The organism is Sphingomonas sp. Leaf30 (assembly GCF_001422525.1).
In the GTDB taxonomy this organism is placed as follows: domain Bacteria; phylum Pseudomonadota; class Alphaproteobacteria; order Sphingomonadales; family Sphingomonadaceae; genus Sphingomonas; species Sphingomonas aerolata.
On sequence record NZ_LMKZ01000001.1, the window covers coordinates 604,068 to 621,856 of the forward strand.

A 17,789-nucleotide genomic window follows, 5' to 3' on the forward strand; every position below is an offset into this window, starting at 1 on the left:
CTGGGTCATAAATATGATGGGGGAGTTGAGGGCGAATGTCTGGAAGATCCAAGCGCGCGCTGGTCGCGCTGATGCTGGTGTCCGCGCCTGCGACCGCGCAGACGTCACAGGACCGGGCGCGGGCGATTGCGGGCGAGCCCGCCGCGGCGCCGCAGCAGCTCAGGTTGACCGACATCCCCGTGCCGACGGGCAAGTCGACCACGCTGTTCGACGGGCGCAGCCTCACGGGCTGGACCGCGTGGCTCGGCTATCCCGACCCGTCGATCACCTATCAGGCAAAGCCGGGCACGCCGCCGATCGGCACGAGCCGGGATACCAAGGGCGACTTCGCGGTGCGTAGCGTCGACGGCGCGCCGGCGATCTGGGTGAAGGGCGAGACCTGGGGCAGCCTGGTCCACCAGGCCGATCTTCGCGACTATCACCTGCGGCTGCAGTTCAAATGGGGCGCCAAAACCTGGGCGCCGCGCGCGACGCAGCCGCGCAACAACGGCCTGCTCTATCATACGCATGGCGCGCCGGGCGAGGTGTTCGGGACGTGGCGGCCGTCGGTCGAGTTCGAGATCATGACCGGATCGACCGGGATGATCGTCGCGGTCGGCGGCAAGCTGCGCGGCCGTACCGGGGTGACGTTCGACCCGTCACTGGTCGAACCGCATCTCCGCTTCCGTGCCGGGGGGCGCGAGATCGACATCGTCAACGGCACGCCGACCTGGAACGTCGAGGCGGCGACCGACGCCGAGCGGCCGGTCGGCGCGTGGAACACGCTCGACCTCTATGTCGTCGGCGACCGCGCGGTGCATGTCGTCAACGGCGTACCGGTCGGCGAAGTGCATGATCTGGCGACGATCGGCCCCGACGGCCGGCAGCCGCTGACGCATGGCCGGATCCAGCTGCAATCCGAAGGCGCCGAGACCTGGTTCCGCGCGATCACGGTCGAGCCGATCACGACCCTGCCGAAGATCGTCGTGGGGAAGTAGGGGGCGGGGCGTCCGCGGTTGCGGGCTGGTCGCGCCAGATCCAGCGCAGCATGTCGGGCAGGATCGCGCCGCCGTCCGCGTCCGAATGGCCACCAAGCGTCCACGCCGTTCGGACGTCGTAGCGCGGGCCCGGGCGGTGCTCCGCATCGGCCTGCGCATTGGCCCAAGCGAGGCTCTTTGCCATCTGCTGGTTGGCGAGAAACCAGTTGCCATGTTCGTTGTCGAGATCGGCGGCCCCGTCCTGCAGGACGATGCGCAACGGGCGGATCGGGCTCTTGCGGATGAGCCCCGGATAGAGGTCCCCGCCCAGCGTGCGCGGTGCGCCGTCCGGGCCGAGCGTGAGGCCGATCGACGTATAGCTGCCGATGAAGCTGATCACGTTGCCGAACGCTTCCGGATGCCGCCACGCGATCGTCCAGGAAGCGATCGCGCCGCTCGACGTGCCGCCGATCGCGCGGCGTTTTGGATCATCGGTGAACCGCCAGCGCGCCGCGACCGCGGGCAGCAGCTCGTTGAGCGTCATCCAGCCATAATCATCGGACAGCGCGTCATATTCCTCCACCCGGTGATCCGGATTGTCCATGCCGAGCGTGTCGGGATAGTGCGCCGCGCGGTGACCGGGGGTCACGAAGATGCCGAGCGTTGGCGGAATCGCGTGCTGCAGGATCAGCGTGTCGAGGACCGCGGGGACCCTGAGCGACCCTGCCGGATTCGTCGCGCGCTGCCCGTCCTGGAACACCAGCAGATTGGGCGGGCGGCGCGGATCATAGCCTGGCGGGACATAGACCCAGTAGCGCCGCACCGTGCCGGGAAAGCGCTGAGAGTGGAGTTCGAACGGGCCGGCCAGCGTTCCCCGGAGTGCTTGCGCGGGGGCTGGTGGGGGTGTGGTCTGCGCGGGGGTCTGCGCGGGGGTCTGCGCAACTGTCGCCGACACGGTCAACACGGCGCCCAGCAGGGCCGCCGCCGTCAGGATCTCGCGCATCTCCGCCCCCCTCATAGTGTCGGGTCAGCCTAGCACAGCGCGGGCGGGGTGCGAATCGGTGTGCGGGTCGGGATTATCTCCCGGCGCGGGGAGATTGTCGGCATCCGGATCGTTCAATCCCCGTCCGATCGGCCCGTGCGTCCGATGTCACACGGGGGAGACGAGACGATGCATACGACGGCGTTCGGCGGCGCAAGGGGCTAGGCGAGGATGAGCCGGCCCGGGATCAGGCGCGTCGTCGTCATCGCCGTCGTGCTGCTGGGTCTGTGCGGGATCGTATTTGCCGCAATCGCCTACCGGCCCGCGATCGCCCGCGTGACGCGGCCGGATCCCCGGCAGTTCGATCCCGCGCTGGTCGCGCGCGGCGGCAATCTGGCGCGACTGGGCAATTGCGTCAGCTGCCATCAGGCGGCGGGTGGGCGTCCCTATGCGGGCGGCTATCCGATCAAGACGCCGTTCGGGACGATCTACGGCAGCAACATCACGCCCGATGCCGCGACCGGGATCGGATCATGGTCGCCCGCCGCGTTTCGCCGGGCGATGCGCGAGGGCGTCGGGCGCGACGGCAGCCATCTCTATCCGGCCTTTCCCTATACGCATTATGCGGGGGTGGCGGACGGCGATGTGGACGCGCTCTACGCGTTCCTGATGACCCGGCCGGCGGTGCGCGCGGTGCCGCCCGCGAACCGGATGATCCCGCCGCTCGGCTTCCGGCCGCTGCTGGCGGGCTGGAAGCTGCTGTTCTTCGATCCGCAGCCGGTCGTCGCCGATCCGCGCCAGTCGGCCGCGTGGAACCGGGGGCGCTATATCGGCGAGACGCTGGCGCATTGTACCGCCTGTCACAGTCCGCGCGGGCTGTTGCAGCAGGAGAAGCGCGGCGACCGGGGCTATGATGGTGGCTGGTCGGGCGGCTGGTATGCGCCGCCGATCAACGCACGCTCGCCCGCGGTCCGTGCCTGGACCGTCGAGCGGCTCGACGCCTATTTCCGGACCGGGCTCAGCACCGCGCACGCAGCGGCCGCGGGGCCGATGGGGCCGGTTACTTATAATCTGGCGCGCGCGAAGCCGGCCGACGTCCGCGCGCTCGCGACCTATTATGCGTGGCAGATGCGCGCTGCGCCTGCCGCGCGGGCCGAGCCGCGGCTGCCCGATCGTCGCGCGCTCGCGGGCCAGCGGCATCCCGAGGGCGCGCGGCTGTATGACGGGGCATGCGCGGTCTGCCACGAGCCGGGAGCGGCGATGATGGTCGCCGGGCGACCCGCGCTGCCGCTCGGCACGCCGCTGCACGAGGCGAACCCGCGCGACACGATTCAGGTCATTCTCAAGGGGCTGAAACCGCCGGTCGCGCCGCGTGGGCCCTATATGCCCGCCTTTGCCGATGCGCTGGACGACCGGCAGGTGGCGGAGGTCGTCGCCTATCTGCAGGTCCGGCACGGGACGGGACCGGCCTGGCCGGACCTCGAGAAAGACGTCGCCGCGGCGCGCAAGGAGGGTGAATGATCGACCTGACCGTCAACGGGGCGACCGCGCGCGTCGATGTCGATCCCGCCACCCCGCTGCTCTATGTGCTGCGCGACGATTTGCGGCTGCATGCGGCCAAGTTCGGGTGCGGGCTGGGGCAATGCGGCGCGTGCACCGTGCTGGTCGACGACCGGCCGGTCTTTGCCTGCCTGCTGCCCGTCGGTGCGGTCGGTACGCGCATGGTCACGACGGTCGAGGGGCTGGGCAGCGCGGCGGCGCCGGGCGACGTCCAGCGCGCGTTCCTGCACGAGCAGGCGGCGCAGTGCGGCTATTGCATCCCCGGGATGATCGCGCGCGCCGAGGGCCTGTTGCGCAAGACGGTCACGCCGACCGAAACCGAGCTGCGCAGCGCCATGGCGCCGTCGCTCTGCCGGTGCGGGACGCATATGCGGATCCTGCGCGCGGTGCGGCGCGCGGCGGTGATGCGCGGCGGCGGGGTGGTCGAGCCTGCGGAGCCGGTGACGTGAGCGGACAGGCGTCGCGGCGCGACGTGCTCGGCGGGCTGCTGGTTGCCTTCGCGCTCGCGCCGGCCGCCGCGCTGGCGCAGACCGGTGGCGGCGAGGGCAGTGGCGGACCGCCGACGGTCGCGCCCGATTTGCCGGGGACGCTCGCCAAATTTCCCGATCTCGACGCATGGATCCGCATCGGTGCCGATGGCCGGGTCACGGTGTTCACGGGCAAGGTCGAGCTCGGCACCGGCGTGAAGACCGCGATGGCGCAGCTGGCCGCGGACGAGCTGGATGTCGCGATCGGGCGGGTCGACCTGATCACCGCGGATACCGCGCTGACCCCGAACGAGGGCGTGACCGCGGGCAGCCAGACGCTCGAGCAGAGCGGGACCGCGATCGCCAATGCCGCCGCCTGTGTCCGGCTGCTGCTCGCCGAAACCGCTGCGGCGCGCTGGGGCGTGGCGGCGACGACGCTGTTCACGCGCGACGGCGTCGTGCTTGACGGGCAGGGACGGCGTGCGACCTATGCCGAGCTCGCCGCGTCGACGTCGCTGGCGGTGCGTGCGCGGGTCGACGTGCCGCGCAAGCCCGTGGCGGCGCGGCGGCTGATCGGGCGGCCGGTGCCGCGCGTCGACCTGCCCGCCAAGCTGACCGGGCTGCCGAGCTATGTGCAGGACATGCGGCTGCCGGACATGGTGCATGCGCGCGTCCTGCGTGGGCCGTCCTCGGGGACGCGGCTGACGCCCGACCTTGCCGCGCTGCGACGACAGCCGGGCGTCGCGCGGGTCGTTGAGGTCGGGCGGTTCGCGGCGATCGTCGGTCCGCGCGAATGGCCACTCGAACAGGCGCTGCGCGTCGCCAATCAGGGTGCATGGACGCGCGACGCGGACGTGCCCGCGCTGCCGCCGATGCCCGCGGGACTGCTGGAGATGCGGCGCGAGAGCAAAGTGATCGACACGCGGCGCGACGCGGCCGCCGCGTCGGGCGTGCGGCGGCTGTCCGCGCGGTACGACCGGCCGTATCTGATGCACGGTGCGATCGGACCGTCCTGCGCGGTGGCGCTGATGGCCGAGGGACAGCTGACGGTGTGGACGCACAGCCAGGGCGTCGAGCCGCTGCGCACCGCGATCGCCGAGCTGGTTGCGATGCCCGCCGACCGCGTCCGCTGCGTCCACCGCGAGGGGGCGGGCTGTTACGGGCATAATGGGGCGGACGACGTCGCGGGCGATGCCGCGCTGATCGCGCGCGCGATGCCCGGCGTTCCGGTCCGGCTGCAATGGAGCCGTGAGCAGGAGCATGGCTGGGAACCGCTCGGTCCGGCGATGCTCGCGCAGATCGACGCGACGCTCGATGCGTCGGGACGGATCGTCGACTGGCGGCATCAGGTGTGGAGCAACACGCACAGCACGCGGCCCGTCGCGGCGGGCGACCTGCTCGCAGGCGTGGAGGTGGTGCCGCCATTCGCGCCGACGCCGCCCAAGCCGATCCCGCAGCCCAATGGCGGCGGCGATCGCAACGCCATCCCGCTTTATCGCTTCGCCAACCAGAGCATCGTCAGCCATTTCCTGCCCGACATGCCGGTGCGCGTGTCGGCGCTGCGCGGGCTCGGCGCGCATCTGAACATCTTCGCGCTCGAAAGCGCGATGGACGAGCTGGCGGCGGCGGCGGGGCGTGATCCGGTCGCGTTCCGGCTCGCGCATCTCGACGATCCGCGCGCTGCAGACGTGATCCGGCGCGCGGCGGCGCGGTTCGGGTGGAGCCGCTACCGGCCCCGGCCCAATCGCGGGCGGGGCTTCGCCTTTGCGCGCTACAAGAATCACGGCGCCTATTGCGCGGTCGCGCTCGATGTCGAGCGGATCCCCGACGAGGGGCGGCTGATCGTCCACCGCGCGGTCGTCGCGGTCGACAGCGGCGAGGCGGTCAATCCCGACGGCATCCGCAACCAGGTCGAGGGCGGGGTGCTCCAGTCGCTGAGCTGGACCGCCTACGAGGCGGCGGGGCACGACGGCACGCGCCGGACCGATTATGACTGGAGCGGCTATCCGATCCTGCGATTCGCGGACGTGCCGCACAGCGTTGCCGTCGAGGTCATCGACCGGCCAGGTACGCCGTTTCTGGGCACGGGCGAGTGCGCACAGGGGCCCACTGCCGCCGCGCTCGCCAATGCGCTGGCGGCGGCGACGGGGGTCAGGACCAGGAGCATGCCGCTGGCGGGGGGGCCGGCGACGCGCTCCTGATCATCGGCGGTCGTCGGGCGACCGCCGTATTGGTCGGCTCAGGCGCCGCCGGCGACCGGGGCCAGCGTCTGCTGGTGCTGGACCACGCGCCATTCCTCATGCTCGAGCCGGCGCATCGTGGTGGTGCAATAGGCGGTATAGCCGGTTGCGCCTTCGCGGCTCGCCTCGGCCTTGTAGGCGATCGCGATCAGGCCTTCCTGCGGGCGCATGATCTGCTGTTCGCTGAACCGGACCTCCGACCAGCGCGGCGTGTCCGCGACCGCCTCGATCGCCTGCGCACCGGTCATGACGAAGGGCTGTTCGGGGAGCACCATCACGCATTCGTCGTCGATCAGCGTGTGATACTGGTCCGCGTCGCCCGTCCACAGGCTTTCTTCAAATGCCCAGACCCTGGTGTCGTCCATTGCTCGTCTCCTTCTGTCGGGGTCGAGCGCGGGGACGGCCTACTTCGTTCCTCACAATCGGTGAGACGAAGGTCTTTTGGCGATCGGAGCATCCTATGTTTCCGACGCCTGTGTGGCTGCCGACCGACGCGCCGGTCGGCAGCCATCGTCCTACAGCCCGTAGGAGAGCCGCAGGTACCCGAACCGGCCCGGGATGTCATAGGTCGTCGGGTCGAAGTTGTTCAGGCTGCAGCTGAAGCAGGCGGGGGGATCCTTGTCGAAGACGTTGTTCACGCCGAAGGTCAGCGCGAGCTTCGAATCGAGCCAGGTCGGCCGGAACTGGAGCTGGACGTCGCCGTAGAGGCGGCTCTTCAGGGCGTTCTCCGCAGCGATCTCGTCGACATTGTCGATATAGCGTCCGGTGACGCTGGCGGTGACCGGGCCTACCGACCAGTCGATCGTGCCCAGTCCCTTGAAATGCGGATAGGTCTGATCGGGCGAGCCGCGTTCGGTGCCGACATAGTCGGTCGTGACGAAGCCGTCGGTCGCGGGCGTGCGCTCGCTGTACTTGAGCAGATAATTGCCCGAGACGTAGAGGCCGAAGCGCCCGGCGCCGGTTTCACCCGAGCGGACCGTCAGCGTCGCGTCGATACCCTTGGTGCGGATGCCGCCGGTGTTGAGCAGCAGGCCGTTGATCGCGGTCACGATGCCGCTGGGGGCACGCCGCACCGCCGCGCAGCTGAGCGCGTCGCCGGTCTGGGCGCAGCGGCTGAGCAGCACCTGGGCCGGGATCGACGCGATCGAGTCGTCGACCTTGATGTCGTAGTAGTTGACCTCGAGGCTGAGCGCCGAGAGCGTGCCGCCGCGGGCCCAGCTGGGGCTGTAGACGCCGCCGAACAGCAGCGTCCGGGCGGTTTCGGGGCGCAGCTCGCTATTGCCGCCGGTGAGCACCGGCAACTGGCCCGAGGGTTCGGCATAGCTGCCATTGCCGGGCACGCCGTTGGCGACGCAGTTCGCGCGAACCGTCGGGTTGGACTGGAACAGCCCGCCCGCGGCGCTGGTGCAGGGATCGTCGATCGAGGCGTCGAACCGCGACTGCGCGCCGAACAGCTCGCCGATCGACGGTGCGCGCAGCGATTCGGCATATTGGCCGCGCAGCAGCAGGTCGCTGACGGGCTTCCACAACGCGCCGCCGCTGAGCGTCGTATTGCCCCCGAAGGTCGAATAGTTGGAGTGGCGGACCGCGCCGTTCAGCTCGAGCGAGGCGATGCCGGGAATGTCGCGCAGCAGCGGCAGGCGGATTTCGCCATAGACCTCGTCGACGTTGAACTTGCCGCTGGCCGCCTGTGCCGGGATGTCCGCGCCGAGGCCCGCCTGGATGATCGGGTCGGGCGTGAAGCTGCCGAACTGATAGCGATGCTCATAGCCGACCGCGATGCCGACCGGCCCGCCGGGCAGGTCGAACAGCTCGCCGGAGATATTGGCGGTATAGTCGTTCAGCTTCTGGCGGCTGCGGTCGCGTTCGTCGAAGCCGATATAGCCGAGCATCGCCGGGGTGATCGAGCCGACCCCGCCGAAGAAGTTGAACGGCACGCATTCGCCGGTGCACTGGCTGATCGGGCCGATCGCGCGGGCGAGGCGCGCGGCGTTGATGTTGCCGGTGAACAGCTGCTTGGCATCGTTATAGCCGATGACCGCGCTCGCATCCCAATACCAGTTGTGCCCGAACATCTGGAACTTGCCGTCCAGCGTGCCGGTCAGCGACATGGTGTCGACCTGCTGGCTGTAGGTGCGCTGCCCCGCCTCGACGAGGCGGCGGAAGATCGCGGTGTAGTTCTGCCCGGGGACGAGCGTCACGCCGAACGGGTTGAACGGGTTGGTGGCATCGACCGAGAGCGTGTCGAGCATGTTGCCGTTGCCGACGTCGGGACCGATGCCGAGTGGGAGGAACGCCGCCTGGTTCTGCGAATTGCGGCGGTTATAGACCGCCTTCACGCGCAGATTGAGCGCCTCCGAAAACTCGGCGCGCGTGTTGACGAAGCCGCCGAACCGCTCGACCGGCGTCAGGAAATAGTTGAGCGGGGCGAAGTTGAACCGATCGGCGGCGGTGAACGCCTTGAAGTCGCCGGTCGCGAGCGTCGGGTCATAGACCGGCCGACCGCTGGCGACGGGGCCGCGCAACGTGATGTTCTGGCCGTTCACCAGGAACCGGCCGAAGGGTGTGAAGCTGGAGCAGCCGCCGATGGGTTCGGAGCAGCTGGTCTGGCCCGGATTGGGGAATTGCGAGATGTCGCGATCGGCGGCGCTGACAGATTCCTGCTTGGTGTAATAGCCGCCCGCGACGACGTGCACGCCCTGGCTGCCAAAGCCGTAGCTCAGCTGGTAATCCTGCGTCTTGCCGTCATTGTCGCCGAGATACTGGCCATATTGCGCCGATCCCTTGAACCCCTTCTGGTTCTGTTTGGTGATGATGTTGACGACGCCGGCGATCGCGTCGGACCCGTATTGCGTCGAGGCGCCCGATTGCAGCACCTCGATCCGTTCGATCATCGAGGACGGGATCGAGTTGAGATCGACCGTCGCCGGGATGCCGCTGGCCGACGCGCCGTTGACGAAGCGCAGTCCGTCGACGAGCACGAGCGTCCGCTTGGGGCCGAGATAGCGCAGGTCGAGCACCGCGGAGCCGGCACCGACGCCGCCGCCATCGGGCGGGTTGCCGAAATTGCCCGAGCTGTTGAACTTCGAATTGAGGCCGCCCGACGAGGCAGGCAGGCGCTGCAGGATGTCCGCGACGGACGACAGACCGGTGCGCGCGATCGCGTTCTCATCCACGGTGATGACGGGCGATGGCTGATCGAGCGGGTCGCGGCGGATGCGCGATCCGGTGACGATGATGTCTTCGGTGGGGGCCTCGGTCGCCGCGGGGGCGGTGGGCGTCTGGGGGTCAGTCGCCAGTTGCGCCGCGGCACCATTGGCCGCGATCAGCAGGCCCGCGCCCATCGCCATCCGCGACGAGCGCATCATCCATTTCGTCCAACGCATTTCTGTCCCCCTTGTGACACCCCGTTTTACGGCGGTGCACCATGGTTACGACGAAAATGGTTTTTATGACCATATGTTGCTGCTCCGTTACGATCAGCAATGGTAAATTGCGAAATGGGTGTTGCTTGCGGGTTACACCACCAAGGTGCGTTTAGGGGGTGCTGCGCTTTCGCGTGGGGGCGCGGAAGTCGGGGGGCTTGTCCACGATCCAGCGCAGGTAGCGGGCGATATCCTCGCGCGCGCGGAGCTGGTCCATCGTCGCATAGCTGGTGGCGAGGTCGCGGTTGGCGACGAAGGCGTGGATGGTGCGGTGGCAGATCGGGTGCACCGGCACGGTCTGCGTACCGCCCTCGCTCTTGGGGACGATATGGTGGCGCTCGACACGGTGGCCGAGCGGGCGGCCGCACAGGGCGCAGGGCGCGTCGTCCGATGCCTGCGCGGTCCGTGCCGCCGCCTCGGCCAGTCCGGTCATCCGTTTCACGCGCCCGCCCATTCCCCTCGCACCTATCGCCGAGGCGCGAGCAGGCGGTCGAGACCGACCGGTGCATAGTCGTGACCCTCGACATCGACGCCGACGTCGAACTGGCGGAGCATCGGCTTCAGCCGGCCATGGCTGTGCCCGTGGAGGTTGAGCGCGCCGCGGTGCTGGCCGTTCCAGCTGCGGAAGGGGTAATGGCACAGGACGAGCCGCCGGTCGTCGAGCGTGATTTCCGCATAGTCGGCGACGCTGGCCCAGCCCGGCGCCGCCAGCGTCGCATCGGGATCGTTGTTGCCGCGCAGCAGGTGTTTGGTCCCGTGCAGTCGCGCGAGCAGCCCGGCCACGTCCGCGGGGCGACGCGCGACGTCGCCAAGGTGCCACACCACGTCCTGCGGCCCGACGACCGCGTTCCACCGCTCGATCAGCGCGGCGTCCATCGCGGCGGTGTCGGCGAACGGCCGGCGGGCGATGTTGATCGTGCGGTGGTCGCCGAAATGCGTGTCGGCGGTGAAGAAGACGCTCACGCGCGCGGCTCCGCGGGCAGGGCGACGGCGGCGAAATGGGTGCGGATATAGTCGAGCTTGGGATCGATATAGCGGCGGCAGAAGGGCCGGTCGGGATCAGTCCGGTAGTAATTCTGGAAGCGCGCGTCCGAGGGCCGGAAGCCGGTGCACGGCAGGACCAGCGTGCGGGCCGGCTCAGCGCTCTCGGCTGCGAACCGGGCGATCGCGGCTTCGGCGTCGGGGCGCTGCCCGTCCTCGAACACATAGATGGCGCTGCGATAGCGTCCGGCGGGGGAATAGCCGGATTTCGCCGAATGCGTGCGCAGATGGACCTCGGCCAGTGTCGCCAAGGTGATGGCGGCGGGATCGAACGTCACGATCACGCCCTCCGCCCAGGCGTCCGACGGGGCCTCGGACCGGAGGAAGCCCTGCTCGACCGCCTGCACGCCGCGGAGCGCCTGAAAGACGCCCTCGGTGCACCAGTGGCACCCGCCGCCGAACCCAATTCGGTGCACGCGCTGTTCCGTCATCCGGCGATCGTGAACACCGAGCCGGAATCGACGCGGATGCCAGCGCCGTTGATGAAGCTCGCGCGCTCCGAGCAGAGGAAGGCGACGGCGGCGGCGACCTCCTCGGCCTTGCCGCGACGCTTGAGCACCATGCCCGGGCGTTCCTCCTCGAGGAAGCTGTCGATCGCCGCGTCGAAGCTCTGGCCGCGTTCCTCGGCGCGCTTGCGCATCATCTTGTCGGTCATCGGCGTCGCGATGAACGCGGGCGAAACGGTGTTCACGAGGACATTGTCGCCGCCATAGGCCTTGGACAGCCCTTTCGCGAGCGCGAGGATCCCCGCCTTCGACGCGCAATAGGCGAGTTCGTCGACATAGGGCTGCACCGCATCTTCCGACGCGAACAGCACGATCCGGCCCCAGCCGCCCTTGCGCATCGCCGGAATCGCCTCGCGGCACATGCGCACCGCGCCCATGAGGTTGATGTCGAGCGTCTGCTCCCAGCCGGCATCGTCGACGTCGAGAAAGTCGCCGGTCGCGCCCGTCACGCCCGCGGCGTTGACATAGATGTCGGGATCGCCGAGCCGCTCGCGCACCTCCGCCCAGATCGCGCGGACATCATCGAGGCTGGTGACGTCGCCGGTCACCGCGACGACCTCGCCGAGCGGCGACAGTTCGACGAGTGCCGCGTCGAGCGTACCGCCCGGCTGGTCGGTGATCGCGACGCGCACGCCGGCCTCGAGCAGCAGCCGTGCGGTTTCCTTGCCCATGCCGGAATCCGCGCCGCTGATCAGCGCGATGCGCCCCTTGATACCCAAATCCATGTGAAACTCCTCAATCGTCGGATGCGAGAAAACGGTCGGCGGTGCGCAGCGACAGCGCCATGATCGTCAGCGCGGGGTTGGCCGCCAGCGCGCTGGGAAAGATGGAATTGTCGCAGATAAGCAGGTTCGCAATGTCGAAGCTGCGACCGTCGGAATCAACCACCGCGGTGTCGCCGTCATGCCCCATGCGGCAGGTGCCGATCGTATGCGCCGAGCGATCGACCGCGAAGATGTCCTGCGCGCCTGCCGCCGCCCAGATGTCGCTGAGCGTACGCCGGGCGTGGCGATCGATCGCCTGTTCGTTGGCGTGATAGCTGAAGTCGATCCGCGCCTTGCGGTGGCCAAAGGCGTCGACCTCGTCGGCGAGCGTCAGCCGGTTGTCGGCATGCGGCAGGCATTCGCCGTTGATGCCGATCCCGGCCATCCGGTTATAGCCGCGCAGCAAGCTCTGCAGCCGTTCGCCCCAAAGGCCGGCACCGCGGGCGAGCCCGGTGGCGAGGTTGACCGGGAGTACGCCGAGGCTCTGGATCAGATAGCCGCCCGCGCAGCCGGCATCGCCGGGGCGCATCATGTCCTCGCTGATCAGCGACGAGGGATAGCCGCGGTTCATGCGCATCTCGGCGTCGAACCGGCCCCAGATCTGGGTCGCGACATGCGCCATGAAGTTGCGCCCGACCTGACCGCTCGAATTGGCGATGCCGAGGTTGAGCAGCAGCCGCGGCGTCTCGACTCCGCCGGCGCACAGGAAGACGGCGGCGCAAAGCTGGCGATGCTCCTGCCCGTTCTGGCTGTACACGACCGCGCTGATCCGGCCGCGGCCGTCATAGTCGAACGCGATCACGCGGGCGCCGGCGCGGATCTCGGCCCCATGCGCGACCGCGAGGGGCAGATAGGTCGTGTCCATGCTCGTCTTGGCGGCGTTGCGGCAGCCCTGGTGACAGGCGCCGCAATTGACGCAGGCCTGGCGCTGTCCCCAGTGCGGCTGGTCGCGATCGCGCGAGACCAGGGCGGCGGGGGCGTCGGTCGCGGTGATGCCGAGCGCTGCACAACCGCGCGCCATGGCGTCGGCGGCGGCGTTGCGCGCGACCGGGGGATAGGCGTAGCGGCGGGTGGCGTCCCACGGATAGTCGGCAGGGCCCGAGACGCCGGTGAACGCCTCGACCTCCGCGATGTACCGGGTCAGCTCGGCTGAATCGATCGGCCAGTCGGCGCCTTCGCCGGTCAGTGTCTTGAGCCGCAGGTCGCGGGGATCGGGACGCGGGCAGAAGGCGCCCCAGTGCAGCGTCGAGCCGCCGACGCCCATCCCCGAATTGTTCGACCCGAACGCGGTCGGCGTCGATCCGCCGCTCAGCCGTTCCTCCATCCAGTAGATATCGGCCGCGACCTCGTCGGCGACATGCTCGTCGGGGCGGAAGGCGCGGCCCGCCTCGAGCGCGACGACCGACAGGCCCGCCTGTGCGAGCCGGGCGGTGAGCGGCGCACCGCCCGCGCCGGTGCCGATCACGACCGCATCGACGACGTCATTCGCACCATGCTGCCTCGTCGTCACGCCCCGCGCTCCTGCGACGGGCGCTGCCACGCTTCGGGATCGTCGGCGCCGGTGCGGGTATAGCCCTGCTTGCGGGGGCCATCGCCGCCGACTGCAAAGCCGTCATAGCCGATCGCGGCCATTGTCGCGGGCTGCGCCATCCAAATGCGGACCGTCTCGGCGCGGACATCCTCGAACCAGAGCCGCATCTGCACGGGCGAGAGGCGGGTCGCGTCCTCCTCGATGCCGACCGTGCCGCCGGCGATGCGATCGAGCCAGCCGTCCTGGTCGGGATCGGCCAGCGCGACGAAACCGCCGGTCGCCGTATCGAGCGTCGCGAGCCCGCGCGACCACGCCGCGCGGTCGTCCGGCAGCTCGGCGAAGCGCCAGCCGTCGCCGACACCCTGCGCGACCGAGTCGAGGATGCGACCCGCCAGCGCACGGTCGGCGCCGCAATCGGGGAGGATCCGGGCCACCAGCGCCGCGACGGTCGCATGGTCGGCGTCGTCCCATAACGCGGTACCGACGGGCATCGGGTAGATCCGGTCGAGCATCGCGGCGCGCGTCCCGCTGCTGACGCGATCGGAGTCGAGCAGCCGGGCGAAATCCTCGGGCAGCGCGGCCGTCGTCGCCAGTGCCGCGTGCCCGCGGATCAGCGCGGCGAGCGCGCGGGGCTGTTCATAGGGGATGAGGTGCGCGGCACCCTGGACGACGCGCATCCGGGCATTGGCATAATGCGGCAGGTTGAGCCGGCGTTGCGCATCCTCGCCGAGATCGCCGTCTTCGGTCCCGGCAATGATCAGCGCGGGGAGCGCGAGCTGCCCGACCGCGGCGGCCCAGTCCTCGCGGCTGCCGCGTTCGAGCCAGCCGAGCCAGGCCGCGCGGTTCGAGCGTCGCACGTCGTCGATCGCCTGATCGCGCATGGCCTCCGGGAGCGTCTCGGCGCTGTTGGCATCGACGAAGGTTTCCGCATCGTCGCGCGAGGCCTGGCCATCGGCGAACCACCCGATCATCTCCGCCCGGCGTTTTTCGTCCATCGGTTCGGGCGAGGGGGGCGAGGCGGCGACGAGCACGACACCGAGGATGTTCGCAAGACCAGGCTCGCCCGCGGCGGCGCGCGCGGCGACAAGCGTGGCGATCTTGCCCCCCATGCTGTGCCCGACGAGCACGCAGGCGGTGAGGTCGCGGGCGCGGATTTCCTGCGCCAGCCAGTCGGTCATCGTCCCGACATCGGCATGCCCCGCATCGGCCGCGTCGCCGAACCCCGGCAGGTCGAGCGCGACGCAATCATGGTCGGACAGGTGATCGGCGACCTGCAGCCATTCGCGCGCGCTGGCGCCAAGAGCGTGTAAAAACAACAAGGTGGGTGGGGTCATGGGGCCTCGCGAAACTGACCCCTACCGGACGATGCAGGCGCGGAACCGTTCCCTCACACCGGCTGTCGTAATTGACATAGATCAATTTGATGTCGATCTGTGGCCACTTTGGGTGCGTCTGTCGCGCCGCGCGGGTCTGGACCGGGCGCACAAAGACCGGCATCCTCGCGCGATGGACGACAATAGCGGTCAGCGGGCCCCGATGATCGACCGTGCCCGCAGCGTCGCGGCAGGGTTTGCCGATGTCGGGCTCACCCAGGCCGAAGAGCTGCTCCGGCGGCTGTCCCCCGAAGGCCGCGAGCAGGCGCGGCGCGAGCGCGAGGCGCGGGCGCGTCGGCAGAAGCGGCTGATGGTCCGGCTGGTTTTCGCGGCGATCGTGTCGCTGCTCGGCGGCGCGGCGCTCGCCGCGGTCCTGCCGGCGATGCTGGCGCTTGCCGTCGCCGCAGCGCTGATGCTGGTGATCGTGATCGTGATCGTCGCACAGGCCGATCCGCGCGCGCCGGGACGCGAGGCGCTGGTGGAGGCCGGGCTGGCCGGGCTCGCCGAGCAGGCGGGGATCTGGCTCGCCGCGCAACGCCGCGGGATGCCGCTGCCCGCGCTGCGGCTTGCCGATGCTTTGGGCAGCCGGTTCGAGGCGCTGGCGCCGCGCCTTGCCCGGCTCGATCCGCGCAGCCCGGCCGCGGCGTCGATCCGCAAGTTGGTCGCGGTCGAGCTGCCCGCGCTGGTCGACAGCTGGCGGATGGTCGGCATTTCGGCGCGGCGCGAAATGCAGGCGGATGGCCGAACGCCCGACGATCACCTGATCAACGGTCTGCGCCTGATCGACGCCGAGCTCGCGCGCGCCGGCGAGTGCCTCGGGCGGAGCAGCCTCGACGAGATCGCGATCCAGGGGCGGTATCTCGAACTCAAATATGACGGGGAGGGTCCGGGCCTGTAGGACGGGACACCTCGCCGCGGCCGGTCGTTAGAGGCGGATGATCCGTTTCAAAATCCCCGCCGTGATCGCCGCCATCGCTGCGTTCACCGCCTCCGCCACGCCGGGCCTTGCCCAGACCGTGCCGCTCGGCGCCAATCTCGAGCGTTTTGCCTATCCCGCGTCGCTGCGCTGGTATGACGGATCGTCGCAGGGGCAGGCGGTGCGGATGGCGTATCTCGACCTCGCACCGACCGCGCGCGCGAACGGCACGACGGTCGTGCTGCTGCACGGCAAGAATTTCTGTGCCGCGACCTGGGACGAGAGCGCACGCGGGCTGGCGGGCGCGGGCTACCGCGTGATCGCGCCCGACCAGGTCGGCTTCTGCAAATCGTCCAAGCCCAAGGGCTATCAGTACAGCTTCAATGCGATGGCCGAACTGACCCGCGGGCTGCTCGACCGGGCTGGGGCGGGCAGGGTCATCCTGGTCGGTCACTCGACCGGCGGGATCCTCGCGACCCGGTTCGCGCTGCTCCACCCCGAACGCGTGTCGCGGCTCGTGCTCGTCAATCCGCTCGGGCTGAACGACACGCTGGCGCAGGGCGTGGCCTATACCGATCTCGGCGCGCTGCGCACCGAGGAGGCGAAGACCGATGCCGCATCGATCAAGGCCTATCAGCTGCGCAATTATTATCACGGGGAATGGCGCCCGGCCTATGATCGCTGGGTGGCGATGCTGGCGGGGCAATATGCCGGTCCCGACGGCGATGTGGTGCGCGATGCGCAGGCGCGGCTGTCCGACATGATCCAGACCCAGCCGGTCGCCGCCGAACTGCCGCGGCTGGCGATGCCCGTGCGGCTGATCATCGGCGACCGCGATCTCACCGCGTTCCGGGCGAACCGCGCCGCACCCGACCGGCGGGCGCAGGTCCAGACCGTGCCGCAGGCGGCGGTGACCGCGGCAGGACGTATCCCCGACGCGCGGCTGATCCGCCTCGAGGGGCTGGGTCATGCGCCGCAGGTCGAGGCGCCGGCGCGGTTCCTGCAGACGCTGGAGGCGGCGATCGCGTCGTGAGGCGCGCGGTTACTGCGCCGGCTTGATCCAGCCGTGCATCGCCATCCAGCGTGCGAATTCGTCGAACCAGCCGGTGCTCGTGGTGGTCTTGGGATACATGCCGAAGCCGTGCCCGCCCTGTTCGTACAGGTGGAACTCGACCGGGCGTTTGGCGGTGCGCCAGCTGTCGATCAGCCCGTAGCCGGCATTGCCGAACAGCGGATCGTCCGCCGCCAGCGCGACGAACATCGGCGGCGCGTCGGCGGGCACCGTCATCGCCGCGAGCGGGCCGTAGATGTTGCCGATGAACGCGGGCTTCGCGTCCTGCCCGGCAATGGTCGTCGCCATCGTCAGCATCGCGCCCGCCGAAAAGCCGACCATGCCGATGCTTGCCGGATCGACGTGCCATTCGCCCGCCCGCTTGCGGACGAGCGCGAAGGCCGCGCGCGCATCGGCGATCTGCGGCGCGAGGCCTGCCATCATCGCCGCGGGGTCCCGGCGCGGCGGGGGTGCGCCCGGGGGGGCACCAGCGGGGGCGGGACGCGCGAAGGTTTCGAGATCCGCCGGGGTCTGGTTCAGCCGGTATTTGAGCACGAACGCGGCGACGCCCCGCGCGGCGAGCGCGCGCGCCACGTCCCAGCCCTCATTTTCCATCGACAGCGTGCGGAACCCGCCGCCCGGCGCGACGATCACCGCGGTGCCGTTGGCCTTGGCGGGATCGGGCAGGACGGGGGTTAGCGTCGCGACCGTGACGTTGCGCGCGAACACGCTGCCATATTGGCTGTGCCAGGCTTCGGGGGCGGTCGCCCCAGGGAGTTTCCCGGTGCCGAGGTCGATCGCGCCGGGCTGCGCGGGGATGGCGATCGACGCCATCGTGTCGGAGGACTGCGCTATCGCGGGCGGGGCGACTGCGATCGTCAGGCCGACCAGCCATGCAAGACGACGTCTTGCCCCTCGAACGACTTCGTTGCCGCGACATCCGATGCGCATATCCGCTCTCCCGTTTTTGCCTGTTT

General features: G+C 69.8%; 16 protein-coding genes. 6 read left to right on the forward strand and 10 right to left on the reverse strand.

Going from position 1 to position 17,789, the window contains the following annotated elements; genetic code table 11:
• Window positions 1-35 precede the first annotated feature (35 nt).
• A complete protein-coding gene (locus tag ASE89_RS02930) occupies window positions 36-977 on the forward strand; it encodes a 3-keto-disaccharide hydrolase (RefSeq protein ID WP_082451199.1) in 942 nt (313 codons plus the stop codon).
• Here ASE89_RS02930 and ASE89_RS02935 read toward each other — a convergent pair.
• A complete protein-coding gene (locus tag ASE89_RS02935) occupies window positions 943-1,959 on the reverse strand; it encodes an alpha/beta hydrolase (RefSeq protein WP_056673853.1) in 1,017 nt (338 codons plus the stop codon). The two genes, ASE89_RS02930 and ASE89_RS02935, sit on opposite strands and share 35 nt — an antisense overlap.
• Window positions 1,960-2,169: 210 nt before the next feature.
• On the opposite strand from ASE89_RS02935, the gene ASE89_RS02940 reads away from it, so the two are divergent.
• From ASE89_RS02940 to ASE89_RS02950, 3 genes are read left to right on the forward strand one after another with little or no spacing between them, the layout of a single operon-like run.
• Entirely contained in the window at window positions 2,170-3,459 is a 1,290-nt protein-coding gene (locus ASE89_RS02940) for a cytochrome c (protein ID WP_056673859.1), read from the forward strand.
• Window positions 3,456-3,947, forward strand: a complete 492-nt coding sequence (locus tag ASE89_RS02945) for a (2Fe-2S)-binding protein (protein WP_056673863.1) — start codon at window positions 3,456-3,458, stop codon at window positions 3,945-3,947. The genes ASE89_RS02940 and ASE89_RS02945 overlap by 4 nt, the downstream gene beginning before the upstream one ends.
• Window positions 3,944-6,166, forward strand: coding sequence for a molybdopterin cofactor-binding domain-containing protein (locus tag ASE89_RS02950; RefSeq protein WP_056673872.1), 2,223 nt, complete (start codon window positions 3,944-3,946; stop codon window positions 6,164-6,166). The genes ASE89_RS02945 and ASE89_RS02950 overlap by 4 nt, the downstream gene beginning before the upstream one ends.
• 38 nt (window positions 6,167-6,204) lie before the next feature.
• Here the strand turns inward: ASE89_RS02950 and ASE89_RS02955 are convergent, their stop codons facing one another.
• The 8 genes from ASE89_RS02955 to ASE89_RS02990 all read right to left on the reverse strand — a co-directional run bounded on the left by ASE89_RS02955 (window position 6,205) and on the right by ASE89_RS02990 (window position 14,806).
• Window positions 6,205-6,570, reverse strand: a complete 366-nt coding sequence (locus tag ASE89_RS02955) for a DUF4440 domain-containing protein (protein ID WP_031395307.1) — start codon at window positions 6,568-6,570, stop codon at window positions 6,205-6,207.
• Between the two features lie 150 nt (window positions 6,571-6,720).
• Window positions 6,721-9,591 carry a TonB-dependent receptor domain-containing protein gene (locus ASE89_RS02960; protein ID WP_274602399.1) on the reverse strand — a complete coding sequence of 957 codons (2,871 nt, stop codon included), beginning with the start codon at window positions 9,589-9,591 and terminating at the stop codon, window positions 6,721-6,723.
• Window positions 9,592-9,742: 151 nt separating this feature from the next.
• Window positions 9,743-10,063, reverse strand: a complete 321-nt coding sequence (locus ASE89_RS02965) for an HNH endonuclease signature motif containing protein (protein WP_056675231.1) — start codon at window positions 10,061-10,063, stop codon at window positions 9,743-9,745.
• A gap of 32 nt (window positions 10,064-10,095) precedes the next feature.
• Window positions 10,096-10,593 carry a metallophosphoesterase family protein gene (locus tag ASE89_RS02970; protein WP_056673877.1) on the reverse strand — a complete coding sequence of 166 codons (498 nt, stop codon included), beginning with the start codon at window positions 10,591-10,593 and terminating at the stop codon, window positions 10,096-10,098.
• Window positions 10,590-11,102, reverse strand: a complete 513-nt coding sequence (locus ASE89_RS02975) for a peptide-methionine (S)-S-oxide reductase (protein ID WP_056673880.1) — start codon at window positions 11,100-11,102, stop codon at window positions 10,590-10,592. Before ASE89_RS02975 ends, ASE89_RS02970 begins: the two co-directional genes overlap by 4 nt.
• Window positions 11,099-11,902, reverse strand: a complete 804-nt coding sequence (locus tag ASE89_RS02980) for an SDR family NAD(P)-dependent oxidoreductase (RefSeq protein WP_056673882.1) — start codon at window positions 11,900-11,902, stop codon at window positions 11,099-11,101. The genes ASE89_RS02975 and ASE89_RS02980 overlap by 4 nt, the downstream gene beginning before the upstream one ends.
• A 10-nt stretch (window positions 11,903-11,912) precedes the next feature.
• Window positions 11,913-13,451, reverse strand: coding sequence for a GMC family oxidoreductase (locus tag ASE89_RS02985; RefSeq protein WP_056675234.1), 1,539 nt, complete (start codon window positions 13,449-13,451; stop codon window positions 11,913-11,915).
• Window positions 13,448-14,806, reverse strand: a complete 1,359-nt coding sequence (locus ASE89_RS02990) for an alpha/beta hydrolase (protein ID WP_192003351.1) — start codon at window positions 14,804-14,806, stop codon at window positions 13,448-13,450. Before ASE89_RS02990 ends, ASE89_RS02985 begins: the two co-directional genes overlap by 4 nt.
• 202 nt (window positions 14,807-15,008) lie before the next feature.
• On the opposite strand from ASE89_RS02990, the gene ASE89_RS02995 reads away from it, so the two are divergent.
• Window positions 15,009-15,743, forward strand: a complete 735-nt coding sequence (locus ASE89_RS02995; RefSeq protein WP_056675240.1) for a hypothetical protein — start codon at window positions 15,009-15,011, stop codon at window positions 15,741-15,743.
• Window positions 15,744-15,780: 37 nt separating this feature from the next.
• Window positions 15,781-16,794 carry an alpha/beta fold hydrolase gene (locus ASE89_RS03000; RefSeq protein WP_056673885.1) on the forward strand — a complete coding sequence of 338 codons (1,014 nt, stop codon included), beginning with the start codon at window positions 15,781-15,783 and terminating at the stop codon, window positions 16,792-16,794.
• A 9-nt stretch (window positions 16,795-16,803) separates the two neighbouring features.
• Here ASE89_RS03000 and ASE89_RS03005 read toward each other — a convergent pair whose 3' ends face one another.
• On the reverse strand, window positions 16,804-17,763 hold the full coding sequence (locus ASE89_RS03005; protein WP_082451201.1) for an alpha/beta hydrolase: 960 nt from the start codon (window positions 17,761-17,763) through the stop codon (window positions 16,804-16,806).
• Between the last annotated feature and the right edge of the window lie 26 nt (window positions 17,764-17,789).

What these genes read in the sequence shown, in the direction of transcription:
- ASE89_RS02930 (WP_082451199.1), top strand. Translation starts at nt 36, where the DNA reads ATGTCTGGAAGATCCAAGCGCGCGCTGGTCGCGCTGATGCTGGTGTCC.
- ASE89_RS02935 (WP_056673853.1), bottom strand. Translation starts at nt 1,959, where the DNA reads ATGCGCGAGATCCTGACGGCGGCGGCCCTGCTGGGCGCCGTGTTGACC.
- ASE89_RS02940 (WP_056673859.1), top strand. Translation starts at nt 2,170, where the DNA reads ATGAGCCGGCCCGGGATCAGGCGCGTCGTCGTCATCGCCGTCGTGCTG.
- ASE89_RS02945 (WP_056673863.1), top strand. Translation starts at nt 3,456, where the DNA reads ATGATCGACCTGACCGTCAACGGGGCGACCGCGCGCGTCGATGTCGAT.
- ASE89_RS02955 (WP_031395307.1), bottom strand. Translation starts at nt 6,570, where the DNA reads ATGGACGACACCAGGGTCTGGGCATTTGAAGAAAGCCTGTGGACGGGC.
- ASE89_RS02960 (WP_274602399.1), bottom strand. Translation starts at nt 9,591, where the DNA reads ATGCGTTGGACGAAATGGATGATGCGCTCGTCGCGGATGGCGATGGGC.
- ASE89_RS02965 (WP_056675231.1), bottom strand. Translation starts at nt 10,063, where the DNA reads ATGACCGGACTGGCCGAGGCGGCGGCACGGACCGCGCAGGCATCGGAC.
- ASE89_RS02975 (WP_056673880.1), bottom strand. Translation starts at nt 11,102, where the DNA reads ATGACGGAACAGCGCGTGCACCGAATTGGGTTCGGCGGCGGGTGCCAC.
- ASE89_RS02980 (WP_056673882.1), bottom strand. Translation starts at nt 11,902, where the DNA reads ATGGATTTGGGTATCAAGGGGCGCATCGCGCTGATCAGCGGCGCGGAT.
- ASE89_RS02990 (WP_192003351.1), bottom strand. Translation starts at nt 14,806, where the DNA reads ATGACCCCACCCACCTTGTTGTTTTTACACGCTCTTGGCGCCAGCGCG.
- ASE89_RS02995 (WP_056675240.1), top strand. Translation starts at nt 15,009, where the DNA reads ATGATCGACCGTGCCCGCAGCGTCGCGGCAGGGTTTGCCGATGTCGGG.
- ASE89_RS03000 (WP_056673885.1), top strand. Translation starts at nt 15,781, where the DNA reads ATGATCCGTTTCAAAATCCCCGCCGTGATCGCCGCCATCGCTGCGTTC.
- ASE89_RS03005 (WP_082451201.1), bottom strand. Translation starts at nt 17,763, where the DNA reads ATGCGCATCGGATGTCGCGGCAACGAAGTCGTTCGAGGGGCAAGACGT.